The organism is Paradesulfitobacterium aromaticivorans, from assembly GCF_054657415.1.
The window spans coordinates 2,093,984-2,110,611 of sequence record NZ_BAAHYT010000010.1 but is presented as its reverse complement, the minus strand read 5'-3'; the positions used below and the strand labels follow the sequence as shown (position 1 = coordinate 2,110,611).

The following is a 16,628-nucleotide window of genomic DNA, read 5'->3' as shown; positions in this document are numbered from 1 at the left end:
ACCTCCTGCCATTAATGATGGGAGGATATGGGGAATAGTTTCCACGTATTAAATTGCATATATAACTTAAAGTGTCCGTATTTTTCCCGAATATTTCACTGAAAAAGCAGGAAACCCCACGGCTTGGGTCGAATTCCAAGCTTTGGGGGTGCTTAGCATGTTTGCATCAGTCTTCGGTATGTCTGTCATCGGGCTGCAGGCCCACTTAATCCGGGTTGAAGTGGACGTGTCCAATGGCTTGCCTGCGTTCGAAATTGTCGGGCTGCCGGCCACCGCCGTCCGCGAAGCTAGGGACCGGGTGCGTTCTGCATTGCGCAACTCCGGTTTTAATTTTCCGTTGCAGCGGGTCACGGTAAATCTGGCCCCGGCCGACTTGCGAAAAGAAGGGTCAGGGCTTGATCTGCCAATCGCAATCGGGATTTTAGCCGCTACTGAACAATGCCGGGCAGCAGACCTGGATAAATATGTATTCTCCGGAGAATTGTCCCTGGAGGGAATCTTGCGTCCTGTGCCCGGAATTCTAACAATGGCCGTTACCATAGCCGAACACCCAGAAAGATACAGCCTGGTGGTTCCTCCTGAAAACCTGGGCGAAGCGCGTCTGGTGTCAAAAATCTCCAGCAACAGCGCTCCAACCTTAAGCACCATAGTTAAGGTTTTAGAACGTAACGAGGATTTTACAGATTACTCCCCAGCACTAGCCCCGCCTTTAGCAGAAAAGAGGGTGGCTATTGACTTCTCTGATATTCAAGGGCAGCTACAAGCCAAACGCACTTTGGAGATTGCAGCCGCCGGTGGACATAACCTGATCATGGTCGGGCCTCCGGGGTCCGGCAAAACCATGCTCGCCCGTGCTTTTGCGGGAATCCTCCCGCCCTTAAATGCGGCTGAGAGCATGGAAGTTACTCAGCTTTACAGCGTGGCAGGACTCCTTGCCAATAAAGGCACCCTAATTAGCGAGCGCCCGTTTCGGCATCCCCATCATACTGCGACCATTGCCGGCATTATCGGAGGTGGGCGCGACTTGCGCCCGGGAGAATTAAGCCTCGCTAATCACGGAGTTCTATTTTTGGATGAATTGCCGGAATTTCCGCGTGAAATCCTCGAGTCTCTGCGCCAGCCTTTAGAAGACCGGCGTCTGGTAGTAACACGCCAAAAAGGAAGCGTGGAGTATCCAGCCCGCATCTCTGTAATTGCAAGTATGAATCCCTGCCCCTGCGGCTTTCTCGGAGATAAGGGCAGGGTCTGTGCCTGTACCCCACTTCAAGTGCAAAACTACCGCCGCCGCATTTCCGGACCGCTTTTGGACAGGTTCGATTTGCAGGTGGAAGTACCCCGGATTCAGTTTTCAGAACTACGCACGCGCAGTTCTGAAAATGAATCGTCGTCTACAGTAAGCAAACGAGTGATCGCAGCCCGCGAGCGCCAATGGGTACGCCTGGGCGAAACCAGAGCCAATGCCGAGATGAGTGCGCAGGAAACTAAAGAGTTCTGCCCTCTCAGTCACGAAGGAGAATACCTGCTGCGCCGTGTGTTTGATAGCAGTCACTTAAGCGCCAGGGCTCATGACCGCATTTTACGGGTAGCGCGCACAATCGCCGATATGGCTGAAGCAGAGACAATCGAACCGATGCACTTAGCCGAAGCGTTGCAATACAGAGCATTAGATCCAGGGATTTAGCGGCAGTTCTATTATAAAAGTAGTGCCGCGGCCAACCTCGCTTTGCACATTAACCTTGCCCCCATGGGCTTCCACGATTTGCTTCACAATCGCCAGACCCAAGCCCATGCCTCCTTCTTTGCGGGAACGGGCTTTATCCACACGGTAGAAACGATCAAAAATGTTGGGGAGTGCTTCTTTTGAAATCCCTTCCCCTTGGTCTTCAACTGTAAACCGTACCGTGTCCTCTAAGAGCGCGCCTTTGACCAGAATCTTTCCGCCACTTGGAGTATGACGCATCGCATTATCCAAAAGGTTAATAAACACTTGGCGCAGGCGGTCGCGGTCTGCTTTAAGCCTTAGATCATCCCTGCCTGCGAATTCCAGCCTGATATCAAGTGCTTGTGCCCGCCCCTGAAACAACTGGTTAAGATCCTGGAAGAATTCCGTCACTGCCACCGTCTCAAGTGCTAAAGTCTGGGTGCGCTCAAGGCGGTTCAAATCCTGAAGTTCTTGCACTAAGCGGGCTAGTCGCTTGGCTTCATCCAGAACCAATTGTATGTGGCTGGCCTCGTCATCTTTTTTTACCACTCCGTCCTGAATGGCTTCTAAATATCCCTGTATCAGATGCAAAGGTGTGCGCAGTTCATGCGTCACGCTGGCCAGAAAGTCACGCCGTTCTTTCTCTGCCCGAAGCGTTGCGGTTACATCCCTCAGAACCGCAACATATCCACCTGGGCCGCCCCCCTGCACCATCTGTGCCACTGCTGCCTGAATCACTTGCGTGCCAAGGGTCAGGACACATCCCTTTTCTTCCTGGTCCACATCCTCTATAATCTTTTGCAGCATGGAAATAATTTCCTGCCTGCGCGCATTGTAATTTTCATTGTCATGTTCCTGCCACAACATTTTGGCTGCTTCATTGGCATATTGCATCGTGCCGTCCGGAGCAAGCATGATCACTGCATCACTAATTCCTTCAACTATCCCCTTGAGCAAATTACGTTCATCTGACAACCAGGATACATGGTTACGCAAACTTTCTCCCATTGAATTGAGACCCGCTGCCAGGTCGCCCAGTTCATCCCTGCTATCAACCCCGATAACCGGTTCAAACTCTCCCTTGGCCATTCTGCTTGCTGCTTTTTGCATTAAGGCTAAGGGCCGCGTGACCTGACGTGCGAGAAAATAACTAACTAATGCAGCCAGCACAATCGCAGCTAACGACGCATAGAAAATAAGCCGCCGGAAAGCAAACGTGCTTGCCTGCACCGGAGCAGGCGAGCTTCCCAGCAGTACCACTCCCTCAGCGGGATTATGTCCAACAGGAACTGCGGCAATCAGCATGGCCTCATCTCCGCCTCCGCTGAGTGAAGCCTTAGTCGAAATAGTTTCTCCCGCCAAAACCCGTACTAAGTCCTCGTGAGTGAAAAAATCAGTAATCATGGAAGAGCGCATCCGCCCACTCATAAACCCACCCATTTGGGAGCCGCCCCAGCCCTTGGCTCCTCTGGGCCCGGCAGAATTCATGACTCCTCCTGCTGCCAGAACATTCCCCTGAGGATCAATCAGCACGATTTGCGTGCCGGAAGTTAGCTTCACTGTTTGCAACCATGCCAGACGCTGGTCCCAATCCGAAATGTTCTCCAATTGCTGGGCTGTTTCCACCGCATCACTGCGCAAAGAATTTAGCCTGTCCTGGAGGTAAAAATCGCTGAAAAGCCAGGTAATGACTGCCCCCAAACCTCCGAGGACAGTTAAAATGAGCAAGGTCATTGCTAGCCATAATTTTATGGAAATGCTTATGCGGCGTTTCACAATCCGTACTCCTTTTTGTCTTGCTTAAACCCGGGCGTCTGGGTCGAACTTGTACCCCACACCCCAGACTGTGGCAACCATTTTCTTAACCTGAGGATGATCCAGCTTTTCACGTAGTTTCTTAATATGAGTATCAACAGTCCGTGCATCCCCATAAAAATCATAGCCCCAGACTGTTTCCATTAGCTGCTCGCGCGAAAAAACCCGCCCGCGGTTCTTAGCCAGAAAATAAAGCAGATCGAACTCACGCGGGGTAAAGCTCACTGCCTCTTCATTGATACTAACGCGATGCCTCTCTTTGTCAATCCTTAACGCTCCGAATGTAAGCTCAGAATCATTGCCGGCGCGTGACGAACCCTGAGCCCGGCGCAAGAGTGCTTTCACCCTGGCCATCAACTCTCTGGTGCTAAAAGGCTTTACCAGGTAATCGTCCGCCCCCAGTTCAAAACCCAGGACCCTGTCAAACTCCTCACCACGCGCGGTCAGGATTATTATCGGCACATCTGAGTTTTCCCGCACTTCGCGGCATACACGCCAGCCGTCAATATCAGGCATCATTAAATCTACAATAAGCAAAGAATAGCTCCCGGAACGGAACTTTTCCAAGGCAATGCGCCCGTTTTCCGCTTCGTCAACCGTGTACCTTTCTTTCTCTAAATACATACGGACAAGACCTCTAATTTTCTCTTCATCATCGACAACAAGAATTGGGTCCACTTTGTCAGCCTCCAATCTGTTTGTGAATTCTGCTGATATCACTAGCCCAGGCTAAATGGGTTAAGGTTGTTGTGTATAACTCTATGTTAGCATTAAAATATAATTGAAGCATGAACAATTTGTGAAGTTTCCTCCACAATTGTAGAGCATGCTAGATCCCCTGTATCCAGTTTGCCGCAAACTGGCCCTGCTCAACCCTCAGTGCCATAACATCGAACCTAAGCGGGGGCCAATCCCGGTATCCTTTCTCCATCAGGTAATAAACAGCAATCGCTCGCAAGCGCTGGCGCTTTTTTGCTGTTATGCTTTCTTCTGCCCAGCCCCGTACCCCTGAACTGCGCGCCCGAACCTCAACAAAGACAAGGTCTGTTCCCTTGGTGGCGATAATATCCATTTCCCCTTTAGGGCAGCGGTAATTACGCTCTGCAATCGTTAAACCGGCTTTTACGAGCACCCCGACGGCATATTCTTCTCCTTGTTGGCCAAGGGATCGTTTATTCATAGATGTATCCCCTTAACATCCAATTTTTCCATTATGATTTGTTTTTTCGCCATCCCATCGGTGAAATCCTTTACTTAGGGTTAATAGCTCCAGCTGAACTTTATTATGCGAGATATCAATAAGGGTTCTCACCGTTTGCGGTGAGAACCCTTATTTGTTGACTCCTATCTTGTACTAATACTCAAAGCTCTACTTCACCAAACTCGTAGCAGCGGCAATAGCCATTTGCGCCAGCGGAGTGGGATAAAGACCAATAGCCAGAGTAATCAGCAAGGTAAAGACCATGGTAAACTTGGACGCCCCTTTAACCGGAACTTCCGGCAGGCCTTCTCCTTCTGTTAGATACATTACTTTGATAACTGAGAGGTAGTAGTAGACAGACACCATGCTCATCACGAAGCCGATATAGGCGATCGCGGTAAACCCTTCAGTCATCACTGCCGAGAAGAGGTAGAACTTGCCGACGAACCCGGCCAGAGGCGGAATTCCGGCGAGCGAGAGCATGGAAGCAGTCATCACCGCAGCCGCTACCGGCGAGCGCTTGGCCAAGCCGGCAAAATCCTTGATCTCATCACTGCCTTGGGCCTGCCCGATATGGGTTGCAACCGCAAACGCTCCCATGTTGCCAAAGACGTAAATCATGGCATAGAAGAGCACTGCTTTGACACCGTCCGGCGAAGCCGGAATGATGCCGACCATAAGGTAACCTGCCTGAGCAACACTTGAGAACGCCAGTAAGCGTTTGATGTTGGTCTGGGGAATGGCAATGAGGTTGCCCACAATCATGGTCAGGGCCGCAAGGATCAAGAGCAGGTTTTGCCCGGTCCAATGTCCTCCGATTGACGGGGGAGAAAAGGTCTGCACCCCGACCGTGAGGACATAAACCCGGATCAAGGCCGCAAAGGCAGCGGCTTTTGAGGCCACAGCCAAGAACGCGGTTACCGGCGTGGGAGCGCCTTCATAAATATCCGCAGCCCACATGTGGAAAGGCACCAGCGAGATTTTAAAGCCGAATCCTGCCAGAAGGAAGACGCTGGCCAGGATTGTAACCGGAGAAATCTGAGTTGCAAACATTGCCTGGCGGATATCTGTGAGCAGCAGAGAGCCTGTGAGTCCGTAAATCAGGCTGATGCCGTAGAGAAGAATGGCGGAGGACGCTGCTCCCAGCACCAGGTATTTGATCCCGGCTTCGGCAGACTTCTCTTCAGTAAGCCAGTACGCAACCAAAATATAGAAAGTAATCGTCATCAGCTCTAACCCTACATAAAGCGTAAGCAGATCCCCGGCCCCTGACATAAGCATCATGCCCAGGGTAGCACCCATCAGGAGCGCGTAAAAATCACCGCGATGGGAGGGGAATGATTGGACATAGGACCCTGAAGAAAGAGCGACTAACACAGCCGCAGACAAGAACAAAATCTTGAAAAATCCTGCAAACTGATCGTGAATATACATTCCACCCAGAGTTACCCCATGCGGACCAAGGAAAAAATCATACACTGCATAAGCAAGAACCCCGAGCAGGGCGAATACTGTAAGAGGCATCATTCCTTTGCGCGCTCCTGGTGGAATAAGCAAGCCAATGGCCAGGAGAATCAGGGTGAGGGCAGCCACAGCGATTTCAGGTGTGAGCATTGCGAAATTAAAGTCAAGCATTAGAATAACCCTCCCATCTTCGCCAGGCCCACTGTCTCCATAACCTTGCTCAGGTCGGAGTGCGTGACACCGGAGTTAATTACACTGTACACGATGTTCGGGAAGATTCCAGTAACAAAGAGCACAAATACAAGCACCACGAGTGGAACCATTTCCGGGCCGCGCAGGTCTTTTAAGTGATCCCATTCCGGACGGCGCGGTCCAAAGAGGACATTCGCCAGCACCCTCAGGATATAAGCTGCAGTGAAGATAATCCCTACGATCCCGAGTATAGCCTGCACGGGGAAAGCGCGCACAGTTCCCATAAAGATTGTAAACTCTGCAATAAAGTTAACCGTACCCGGTAGTCCCAGGGATGCCATCCCGGCGATCAGGAAGCCCACAGCTAGGCGGGGCATTTGCCGTGCCAATCCGCCCAATTCGCTGATATTACGAGTATGGGACTTCTCATACACAAAGCCAATCATGGAGAAGAAGAGAGCGGACATCACGCCGTGAGCGAACATCATTTCAACTGCTCCATTAAGACTGGTTACGTTAAACGCAGCCAAGGCTATCAAAACATAGCCCATGTGACTAACTGAGGAATACCCGACGACATACTTGAGGTCTTTCTGGGCTAAGGCGATAAAAGCTGCGTACAGCACTCCGGTAACTGCCAGAGTCGCGATCACAGGTGCCCAGAACTTAGCACCCACCGGCAGCACCATCAGTCCCAAACGGATGAGACCGTAGCCGCCGATTTTCTTCAAGACCCCGGCGTGAATCATACTCACCGCAGTTGGGGCGCCGGCATAACCGTCAGGCGACCAGGAGTGGAACGGGAACATGGAGATCAGAGAACCAAAGCCGAAAGCCATTAAGCCAAAGACGACCTTCTGGAATGTGGGATCGTACTGGAATTTGGCCAGCTCATCGAACATAAATGTTCCCTGCCCGCCGTTAAGCTGCTTAGCGTTAAGGTACAGCATCACTAAGCCAACCAGAAGGAATGCCGAACCGATCAGAAGGTAAATGGTAAGCTTCATCCCGGCATATTCCTTGCTGACCCTTTTCGTACTACCCCAGATGATAACCATGATATAAATCGGGATGACCACGATCTCATAGAAGAGGAAGAAGATAAAGAGGTCGCGGGCGATGAATGTTCCCATAACCCCGGTAATCAGGATCAGAAGCAAGACAAAGAACTCTTTCACCCTTTTGTCCTGGTTCCAAGAAGAGTAAACTGCCGTAAATCCGATCAGGTTGGTGAGAACGAGCATTGGTATGCTGATTCCGTCAACACCAAAGGCCATGTTAACACCCAGATCCTTGGTCCAGGGGAGGATCAGATTAAACTGCATCCCGCCCACTGAACGGTCATAGGCGAAGAAGACGTACACTGACAATGCAAGCGCTGCAAAAGTGCCAAGTGCCGAGACAATTTTAATCGTCTTTCCTTCCTCTTTAGGCAGAAAAACGATGATCAATGCTGCGAGCACCGGGGCCAAGAGGGTGAAGGGCAAGATCATTGAGCCTGCTGTCGCTGCTGACATTATTTCACACCTCCCAGCATCGCTAAGGGGTTAAGTGCCGCAAGCTGGCCTTCGCCCAGCGCGAATACCAAATAGATCACGACTACGGCAAAGAAGAACACCAAAGCGTAAGTTTGTAATTGTCCCGTTTGCGTACGGCGCAGAGTGCGGGCACTGCCACGGGTAAACAAAGCCAGACCGTTAATGATCCCGTCTACAATATAGAGGTCGATCCAGTACAGAACCTTAGCGAATCCATCCATAATATGATGGATAAGCCACAGATAAAGTTCATCAATGTAGTACTTGTTTTTAAGAATCTTATAGATGCCCGGGAATTTCGCCACGATGCTTTCAGCGGCAATAGCCTTCTTCACATAAATCGTGTACGCAAGCCCGATACCAATCAAACCGGCAACCACCGAAATTCCGGCCAAAGCCCAGTCCATCGCTTCATGTTCTAATTCCCCGAAGTGGACATAGAAGGCAAAATTATGCTCGGGCAGAGCGACCAAGCCACCTACCACACTGAGAGCACCCAGGATGATAAGGGGTAGGGTCATGGTCCAGGGGGATTCATGCGGATGGTTTTCCGGTTTGGAAGGTCCAGTGAAAGCCACGAAGAACAGTCTGCTCATATAAAACGCTGTTAAGAACGCTGTGAACAAGCCCACTGCGTAAATCACCGGATGTCCGTTATGGAGAGCGGCCGCCAGAATCTCATCTTTAGACCAGAACCCGGCAAACGGCGGAACTCCGGAAATCGCTAAGACTCCAATAAAAAAGGTCCAGCCGGTAATCGGCATTTTCTTCCACAGCCCGCCCATATCCCAAATGTTTTGTTTCTCATGCAGGGCATGAATCACAGAACCTGCGCCCAAGAACATGAGAGCCTTGAAAAAGGCGTGGGTCATGAGGTGGAACATGGATGCTGTCAAAGAGCCTACTCCCAAGGCAAACATCATGTAGCCCAACTGGCTGAGCGTGGAATAAGCTAAGATCCGTTTGATGTCATCTTGGGCAATGGCAATCGTCGCCGCAAATATGGCCGTAAATGCCCCTAACCCGGCCACAAGCTGCAAGGCTGCCGGGGACGCATGGTCAAACAGGAAGTAAATGCGGGCCACCAGGTAGACACCCGCCACGACCATCGTGGCCGCGTGAATCAAAGCACTGACAGGGGTCGGGCCTTCCATGGCATCAGGCAGCCAGACATGGAGCGGGAACTGGCCGGATTTTCCGACCGGTCCAATGAAGACGAGAATCGCCATCACGGTCAGATAGCTTAACCCGCCGATGAGGGCAAAGTCCTGAAAGTTTGTATTCATGGCTGCGGATAAAGCCGCAAAATCCAGAGTGCCAAACTTGTTATACAAGAACAAAATCCCTAAAAGCAAACCAAAGTCTCCGACCCTGGTGGTAATGAAGGCTTTCTTGGCAGCCTCGCGGGCGGAAACTTTAAAGTACCAGAAACCGATCAGGAGGTAAGAACAAAGTCCGACCAGTTCCCAGAAAACAAACAGTTGCAAAAGGTTGGTCGAGATAACCAGCCCGAGCATGGAAGCCGCAAACAAGGACTGGTACGCATAATAACGGGACCAGCCACGGTCGCCGTGCATATACCCCAGGGAATAGATCTGAACCATTGACGCCACCAAGGTTACCACAAACAGCATCATGGCACTCAGGGGATCAACAATCGTGCCGAAGTCAATCTGCAAGCCGCCAATATTTAACCAGTTAGCGGAGACGATCGCTTCGCGCCCGATAAATTCCTCTCCGTTCCAGGACTGAATCACACCAATTCCGATAGCAATTGCCAAACCTAACGCGGTTAGGATGGCAAGGATCGAGATGGTGGCAGACAGTCCTTTGGATCTCCTCGTAATGAGGGCGATCAGCAGAAAAGACAGGAAGGGCAGAAAGGGTATTAACCATGCCCACTGAAAGAGATCATGCATTTCCTTGAACACCTACCTTCTCCATTAGACTATCTCACCACTTCAACCAGTTGAAATCATCCACACTGGTTGATTTCCGCGTACGATATATGCTGATAACCAAGGCCAAGCCGACCGCAACTTCAGCTGCCGCCAGCACAATTACAAACACGGCAGTCACAAAGCCATGCAGGAGGTTCTCGTTCCCTAAGAAACGGTTAAAAGCGACGAAATTAAGGTTGACCGCATTGAGCATGAGTTCAATTGACATTAGAACTGCTATTACGTTTTTCTTAGCGAATAAACCGTAGAGACCAAGGCTGAAGAGCATCGCTCCGACCAAAAGATAGGTTGAAAGCCCTACACTAAAACTCATTTGCTCTCTTTCACTCCCTTCGCCAAGATGACCGCTCCAACCAATGCCAAGGTAAGCAGAATAGCCGCCGCCTCAAACGGAACCATGTAGCTCTTAAGCATCAGTTCCGACAGAGCGAGAGCTGACCCTTGCCCACTCCAGGGAGCGGGTAGAATCCGCCAGTCGGCATTGGTGAGAATTACCAGCGCTATCATGACAAACACCAGGGCTGCCACCAAAGCACCCCAGCCCCAGTTTCTGTTCTCGCGGCTGCTTTCTTTGACATCCCCCCGCAAGGTTAACATCACCGCAAAAATCACCATGATGTTTACCGCGCCCATATAAACCAAAAGCTGCACCGCTGCCAAGAAGTCGGCATTGAGAAGCACATACAGCACGGCCACACCGGCAAAGGTAAGGGCCAAAAAGAAGGCGCTGTGCACGATGTTCTTAGAGGTGACAACCCCCCAAGCGGCTGCTACAGCCAAAATAGCAAAGATAAAGAAAACGATTGTTGTACCCACTCTTACCCCTCCTTCCCAGTCTGATGCCGATGCCTTTTAATCATATCCCACTGCAATTCGTCCGCCTCATAAACTGCGTTCTCATATTGCTGCGTGACAGTCAGCGCACTTGTAGGACAGGCCTCAGTACAAAGCCCGCAGAAGAGACAGCGTCCCACGTCCATCTGATAGGTCTTGAGGACTTTTTTGTTGTTGTCGCCCTTTTCACTTGTTAAGGTGATTACCTTATTCGGACAAGTATTGGCACAGATTCCACACGAAATGCACTTGTCCGGGTCAAGACCCATGGAACTCCGAACCCGAGGGGGTAGATTCGGTTTTTCCTCAGGATAATACTGAGTAACATTGGGCCCCAGCATGCGTTTGAGCGAGATGTGCAAACCTTTGAATAGACCTTTACCAAACACTCTGTTACCCTCCAATCCGCAGGACGTATTGGTAAATATAGATACCGAGACCCGTTAACAAAATGTTAAGCAGAGAGAGCGGAAGCAGCACTTTCCAGGCTAAGCCCATGAGATGATCGACTCTCATGCGCGGGAAGGTCCAGCGGATCCACATCATCAAGAAAATGATGATGCCTACTTTAAGGAAGAACCAGACAATACCAGGCAGGAAGCCCGGCCCTTGCCAGCCCCCTAAAAACATGGTCGTAATTAAGGCGGCCACAGCCGTCATGTTGCCGTATTCCCCGAGGAAGAACAGACCCCAGCGCAGTCCCGTGTATTCAGTGAACGGTCCGGCCACAATTTCCTGATCCGCTTCGACCAAGTCAAACGGTGCCCGGTTTACTTCAGCGATCCCGGCAATAAAGTAAATTACAAAGGCGATTGGCTGAATCACCACAAAAGGAATCGTACTTTGGGCCTCAACAATTTTTGTTAAATTAAAGGTTTGGGTAATCATGACAACCCCAAGCAAAGAAAAGATCAGGGGAATCTCATAGCTGATCATCTGAGCTACAGCCCGCATGCCCCCGAGCATGGAATAATTGCTGTTGGAACCCCAGCCCGCCATCAACAGAGCCAAAGTTGAGATAGCGGAGATCGCTAGGTAATACATAATGCCCAGATCCAAGTCAATAGGTACCATACCCATGCCGAAAGGGATTACTGCTAAAGTCATCATCGGCAGGGCAAACACGATCATCGGCGCAATCTTGAAGATAAAGCGGTCAGCCTCCGCCGGTGTAACATCTTCTTTACCCAATAGTTTTAAAGCATCGGCTATCGTTTGAAACCATCCCCGTGGACCCAACCTGTTCGGTCCCGGCCTTTGGGATGCCCATCCCCCAATTTTGCGTTCCAGCAAAATAAGGATCAAGGCAGCCAGGACGATGAGCACAATAACCAGAACAATCCCGATCACAGTCATGGTTAAATCTGCCCAAATGGAGTGGGGATCTCCAAACAATCCACGGATGGCAGCCGCAATATTCAGTGGCAATTTGTTCAATGCGTCCATCTTCTTCTCCCCTTATTTCCTACTTGTCCACTTCACCCAGCACAGCATCCAAGGTGGCAAAAATCGCAATGACGTCCTGAATCTTCCACCCCGGAGAAATTGCCGGCAGCAATTGGATATTTATGAAGGTAGCAGAACGGATACGCAGCCGGGCCGGTTTCGTACTGCCATCACTCACAAGATAAAAGCCTAACTCCCCTTTGGGGTTCTCCACCGCATGGTAAACCTCCCCCACGGGTGGCTTCAAAACTTTCGGCACTTTCGCCATGATCGGACCTTCCGGGATGTCGCGCATCGCCTGCCGGATAATTTTCGCGCTTTCTTTAATTTCCAGCAGCCTGATCAAACCCCGGTCATAAGAGTCACACCCATAAAGGACCGGTACCTCGAACTCAAAGCGGTCATAGATCCCGTAAGGAGCATCTTTGCGCAGGTCATGCTTCACTCCGGAAGCGCGCAAAACCGGACCCGTGGTGGAAAAGTTCGCAGCGTCCTCTTTAGTTAAGATCCCAACACTCTTCATGCGCCCCATGGCGATCTCATTGCCATAGAAAATACCTTGATATTCTTCCAGCATCTCTGGCAGATCATCCAGGAAAGATTTCAAAGCCGGCCAAAACTCATCCGGCACCTCCTGACTGAACCCGCCGATGCGCATCGCATTGACAGTCAAGCGGCTGCCGGCAGTCATTTCAAAAAGGTCAAGAATCCGTTCCCGATCCCGGAAACAGTAGCCCCAGGCGGTCCAACCCGCCATATCCAAGGCCAAACTGCCAATGAATACCAGATGACTGGCGATCCGGGCCAACTCAGCAAAAATCACCCGCAGGTACTCAGCACGTTCAGGAATCTGGATATTTGCCAGCTTTTCTACCGCTTGCACATAAGCCATGTTGTTGTGGGGTGCTGCCAGATAATCCAAACGGTCAGTGTACGGAATAAATTGCGCATAGGTACGGCTTTCTGCCAACTTCTCCAAGCCGCGGTGCAGATACCCTATTTTAGGTTCAATCTTAGTAATGATTTCCCCGTCAAAATGGGCCACCATGCGAAACACACCGTGCATACTGGGGTGCTGGGGACCCAGGTTTAAGGCTAGTTCTTCCGTTCTTTCCAATGTCATGGTTCTTTCCCCCTTACTCCCCTGGTTTCATCGTCAGTATGACTGCACGCTTTTCAACACTTTCAGTCACGTAATCCTTGCGCAGCGGATACCCTTCAAACTCTTCCCACAGGTAGATCCGTTTCAGATTAGGATGCCCTTTGAACTGGATCCCAAACATATCGTAAGCCTCGCGCTCAAGGAAATTCGCTCCTCGCCAGATCCGGGTCACCGAGTCGATGGCCGGAGTATCCCGGTCGATCATGCCCTTCACCCGGAGGGTTTGCGGGCCGTTCAAGCTTGAAAGCTGATACACTACCGCGAATTGGTCTCCCACATCCACAGCCGTTAAATCGTGGAGAAAATCACAAGGAACATCCGCAAAGTTTTTAGCAGCAGTTAAGGTTTCGGTAATGTAAGAACCTTTAACAGTCAAAACCAGAGCACCGAGAATCTCTTGTACTTCTCCATTTACCTTAGCGGCTAGTTCATCAACATGTTTTCTCAAAATCTCTTTATTTTCCATGCTTTAATAACCTCACCTTTGCGGGATTGGCGACTTTCTCCTGCAGCTGCATGATCCCGAACAACAATGATTCAGGCCGTGGAGGACAACCCGGAATATATACATCCACCGGCACAATTTTGTCTACCCCGCCAAACATTGAATAGGAATCGACGAAAGGGCCTCCGGCGCTGGAACAACTTCCCATGGCAATAACCCACTTTGGCTCCGGCATTTGATCATAAATACGGCGCAGGAGCGGGGCCATTTTCCGGTTGCAAGTGCCCGCAACGATCATAAGATCAGCCTGGCGCGGCGATGCCCTGAATACTTCCCAGCCAAAGCGGGCGATATCATAGCGAGGCCCACCGGTCGCCATCATTTCAATCGCACAGCAAGCCAAACCAAAGGTCACCGGCCAAAAGGAGTGCCCCCGAGCCCAGTTTAGCACCTTATCGATAGAGGTAACCACTACATTCTTTTCGACCATCAGTTCGGCCTCACGGAGCTCTTTCTCCTTAGCTACATCCACTCTAAAGCACCTTCCTTCCAAGCGTACCAGAAACCGACTAAGAGGATAGTGATAAAGATAAACATTTCAATGAAAGCAAACGTCCCCAGTTTACGGAACGTCAGTGCCCACGGATATAAGAACACAGTTTCTACATCAAAGGCCGTAAATACGATTGCATACAGAAAGTAATTGCTCTTAAATCCAAGCCAAGCCGTCTTGGCTATCGGTTCATTACCGCATTCATAGGCTATCAATTTTTGGGCATGTGGCTTGTTGGGTGCCAATAGTTTGGGTATTAACATCATGATTACCGGCAAAGCAATGGCAAAAACAAGTAAAACCCCGACCGCTGCAAAATTATCTGACATCTCCTCTTACCCTCCCTTCCTTATTAAAACTTAAAGTAAAAATTTGTTATAGGCCAAACTTATTGTGCCACATCCCATAGGATGCGTCAATAAATTTGGTATCATGCAGGCATCGCAGGCTTTCTTTTAGTTTTCCGCCACTTCCCGGCCAACTGGGGCAAAGCTACGCCGGTGAATGGGGCTGGGCCCGAGACGCCGCAAAACTTGCAAGTGCTCATTTGTGCCATACCCTTTGTTTTTGTCAAAGCCATATTCAGGATAAAGCGTATGTAAGTCGCGCATCCAGTGGTCGCGCGTAACTTTCGCCAAAATAGAGGCAGCAGCGATGCTAGCACTTAAGGCATCCCCCCGAATGATCGCTTTTTGGGGGATATTAACGAGCGGGAGGCTTACCGCATCGATAAGTAGATGGTGAGGCCGAATCTTTAAGCCTTCAACCGCGCGTTTCATCGCCAGCTTACTTGCCTGCAGGATGTTGTAAAGATCAATTTCCGCCGGTTCCGCACTGCCAATGGCAAAGGCCAACGCCTGTTTTTGAATCTGCCCAAAAAGCTTTTCTCGTTTGCCCTCTGTAAGCTTCTTGGAATCATTCAAACCCGGTAGGTCAAACTGCACAGGCAGAATGCAAGCACCCGCCGCTACCGGACCAGCGAGCGGTCCCCGTCCCGCCTCATCTACTCCCGCCACCAAGAGAAATCCTTGTTCCCACAACATTTTCTCTTCCCGTAAAAGCACTTGGATGCGGGCCTGTTCAAACGCTTGTGCCTGTTGGTGCTTGCAATGGCGTTCAAGCAAACGCCGAATCCCTTCCCTATCGTCATATGCACACGCCTTAAGGAGGTCTTCTGCCGGATCTTTGCTCAAAGCATCCGCGACCTCCTTAACACTCATATCTGAGAGAGATTTAATGTTCTTATTCCCATTACTTTTGTTCGACAAATCTATTCTACTTCCTTTTTCTAAATGACTTGTTTGCATATGTATAAGTTATGACTGCATTAGAAATAGGTATATCACTATTCAGAAAAGTTAATAGTAAATATAACCAAACCTCTACTTTATATGCCTTGTCTAAAAACCAATAGAACCCTTTTCGAAATTTAGAAATTGGTAATTAACACTATTAACTCATTACTTGGTTAACTATGGTTAGAATTTATCCATAGTGACTTTGCCGAGTAAACCTGCTCTGAATTCCTTAAAAAAAATCTGAGCCGCTTTCAAAGTATCAACCCGTCCTCCCTGAACAAGGCAGCCCCTGGCCCTGCCAATATCCTCAAGGGAAAGCTTTTCCTGGCCGCGGCGATACCGTTCGAGTGAGGCAGGGTAGTTTTCTTGCAGCCACTCTATCAGCCACAGAGCCAATTCTTCCGAATCTACCACTTCGTCTTTAATACTTCCAGCTGCCGCCAGTTTTCTTCCTGCTTCAGGGTCATCAAACTTCGGCCACAGCAAACCAGGAGTATCGAGAAGTTCAACACGCGGATTGATTCTAACCCACTGGTTGCCCCTGGTCACTCCCGGTTTATTGCCGGTCTTCGCTCTTGCTCCCCCTGTAAGCTGATTGATCAAGGAGGACTTCCCTATGTTCGGAATCCCGACCACCATTACCCGTAGGGGGCGGGCACGAACCCCTCTGGCAGCCAGTTGTTCCTGTTTTCCCCTAACCAAAGATTCTAACTGCGGTATAATCCGGCCAACCCCGGAACCAGCGGTAGCGCTGACAGGAAAAACAAGGCCTTCCTGGCCCAGCCTTTCTAACCAGCGCTCGGTCCAGGTGTTATCAGCCAAGTCGCTTTTATTTAAGACCAGAAGCTTCGGCTTTCCTGCAAGCATTTCCCTGAGCATCGGGTTGAGGCTGCTTTCAGGCAGGCGGGCATCTCCCAGTTCAATCACCGCATCCACCCAGCGCAGTTGTTCAAGCAACAACCTTCTGGCTTTGGCCATATGGCCGGGAAACCATTGAATACTCATATGTTGTTCCTC

At 50.3% G+C, this 16,628-nt stretch carries 17 protein-coding genes; 1 reads left to right on the top strand and 16 read right to left on the bottom strand.

All coding sequences use genetic code 11. From position 1 onward, the window contains the following. Nucleotides 1-157 precede the first annotated feature (157 nt). The gene (locus ACYQ2N_RS16120) at nt 158-1,681 is read left to right on the top strand and encodes a YifB family Mg chelatase-like AAA ATPase (RefSeq protein WP_460000337.1); all 1,524 of its coding nucleotides are present in this window, start codon (nt 158-160) and stop codon (nt 1,679-1,681) included. Here ACYQ2N_RS16120 and ACYQ2N_RS16115 read toward each other — a convergent pair. The 16 genes from ACYQ2N_RS16115 to ylqF all read right to left on the bottom strand — a co-directional run bounded on the left by ACYQ2N_RS16115 (nt 1,664) and on the right by ylqF (nt 16,616). Next, a complete protein-coding gene (locus tag ACYQ2N_RS16115) occupies nt 1,664-3,436 on the bottom strand; it encodes a sensor histidine kinase (protein WP_460000563.1) in 1,773 nt (590 codons plus the stop codon). The two genes, ACYQ2N_RS16120 and ACYQ2N_RS16115, sit on opposite strands and share 18 nt — an antisense overlap. Nucleotides 3,437-3,502: 66 nt before the next feature. After that, a complete protein-coding gene (locus tag ACYQ2N_RS16110) occupies nt 3,503-4,195 on the bottom strand; it encodes a response regulator transcription factor (protein ID WP_460000335.1) in 693 nt (230 codons plus the stop codon). A 151-nt stretch (nt 4,196-4,346) separates the two neighbouring features. After that, complete coding sequence (locus ACYQ2N_RS16105; protein WP_460000333.1) at nt 4,347-4,697, bottom strand: YraN family protein; 351 nt, start codon at nt 4,695-4,697, stop codon at nt 4,347-4,349. A 189-nt stretch (nt 4,698-4,886) separates the two neighbouring features. Continuing rightward, nucleotides 4,887-6,353: an NADH-quinone oxidoreductase subunit N gene (locus ACYQ2N_RS16100; RefSeq protein ID WP_460000332.1), complete on the bottom strand. Its 1,467-nt coding sequence runs from the start codon at nt 6,351-6,353 to the stop codon at nt 4,887-4,889. Beyond that, nucleotides 6,353-7,891 carry a complex I subunit 4 family protein gene (locus ACYQ2N_RS16095; RefSeq protein ID WP_460000330.1) on the bottom strand — a complete coding sequence of 513 codons (1,539 nt, stop codon included), beginning with the start codon at nt 7,889-7,891 and terminating at the stop codon, nt 6,353-6,355. Before ACYQ2N_RS16095 ends, ACYQ2N_RS16100 begins: the two co-directional genes overlap by 1 nt. Next, entirely contained in the window at nt 7,891-9,843 is a 1,953-nt protein-coding gene (gene nuoL, locus ACYQ2N_RS16090) for an NADH-quinone oxidoreductase subunit L (protein WP_460000329.1), read from the bottom strand. The genes ACYQ2N_RS16095 and nuoL overlap by 1 nt, the downstream gene beginning before the upstream one ends. 22 nt (nt 9,844-9,865) lie before the next feature. Continuing rightward, a complete protein-coding gene (gene nuoK, locus ACYQ2N_RS16085; protein WP_460000327.1) occupies nt 9,866-10,186 on the bottom strand; it encodes an NADH-quinone oxidoreductase subunit NuoK in 321 nt (106 codons plus the stop codon). After that, the gene (locus ACYQ2N_RS16080) at nt 10,183-10,689 is read right to left on the bottom strand and encodes an NADH-quinone oxidoreductase subunit J family protein (protein ID WP_460000326.1); all 507 of its coding nucleotides are present in this window, start codon (nt 10,687-10,689) and stop codon (nt 10,183-10,185) included. Before ACYQ2N_RS16080 ends, nuoK begins: the two co-directional genes overlap by 4 nt. A 2-nt stretch (nt 10,690-10,691) precedes the next feature. After that, complete coding sequence (locus ACYQ2N_RS16075) at nt 10,692-11,096, bottom strand: NuoI/complex I 23 kDa subunit family protein (RefSeq protein ID WP_460000325.1); 405 nt, start codon at nt 11,094-11,096, stop codon at nt 10,692-10,694. Between the two features lie 4 nt (nt 11,097-11,100). After that, entirely contained in the window at nt 11,101-12,153 is a 1,053-nt protein-coding gene (gene nuoH, locus ACYQ2N_RS16070; RefSeq protein WP_460000323.1) for an NADH-quinone oxidoreductase subunit NuoH, read from the bottom strand. Nucleotides 12,154-12,172: 19 nt separating this feature from the next. Further along, the gene (locus ACYQ2N_RS16065) at nt 12,173-13,276 is read right to left on the bottom strand and encodes an NADH-quinone oxidoreductase subunit D (RefSeq protein ID WP_460000322.1); all 1,104 of its coding nucleotides are present in this window, start codon (nt 13,274-13,276) and stop codon (nt 12,173-12,175) included. 13 nt (nt 13,277-13,289) lie between these two features. Then, nucleotides 13,290-13,781 carry an NADH-quinone oxidoreductase subunit C gene (locus tag ACYQ2N_RS16060; protein WP_460000321.1) on the bottom strand — a complete coding sequence of 164 codons (492 nt, stop codon included), beginning with the start codon at nt 13,779-13,781 and terminating at the stop codon, nt 13,290-13,292. Then, on the bottom strand, nt 13,771-14,292 hold the full coding sequence (locus ACYQ2N_RS16055; RefSeq protein WP_460000319.1) for an NADH-quinone oxidoreductase subunit B: 522 nt from the start codon (nt 14,290-14,292) through the stop codon (nt 13,771-13,773). The genes ACYQ2N_RS16060 and ACYQ2N_RS16055 overlap by 11 nt, the downstream gene beginning before the upstream one ends. Beyond that, a complete protein-coding gene (locus ACYQ2N_RS16050; RefSeq protein WP_460000317.1) occupies nt 14,283-14,642 on the bottom strand; it encodes an NADH-quinone oxidoreductase subunit A in 360 nt (119 codons plus the stop codon). The genes ACYQ2N_RS16055 and ACYQ2N_RS16050 overlap by 10 nt, the downstream gene beginning before the upstream one ends. 126 nt (nt 14,643-14,768) lie before the next feature. After that, nucleotides 14,769-15,551, bottom strand: a complete 783-nt coding sequence (gene rnhB, locus ACYQ2N_RS16045; RefSeq protein ID WP_460000562.1) for a ribonuclease HII — start codon at nt 15,549-15,551, stop codon at nt 14,769-14,771. A 240-nt stretch (nt 15,552-15,791) separates the two neighbouring features. Next, the gene (gene ylqF, locus ACYQ2N_RS16040; protein ID WP_460000316.1) at nt 15,792-16,616 is read right to left on the bottom strand and encodes a ribosome biogenesis GTPase YlqF; all 825 of its coding nucleotides are present in this window, start codon (nt 16,614-16,616) and stop codon (nt 15,792-15,794) included. Nucleotides 16,617-16,628: the final 12 nt, after the last annotated feature.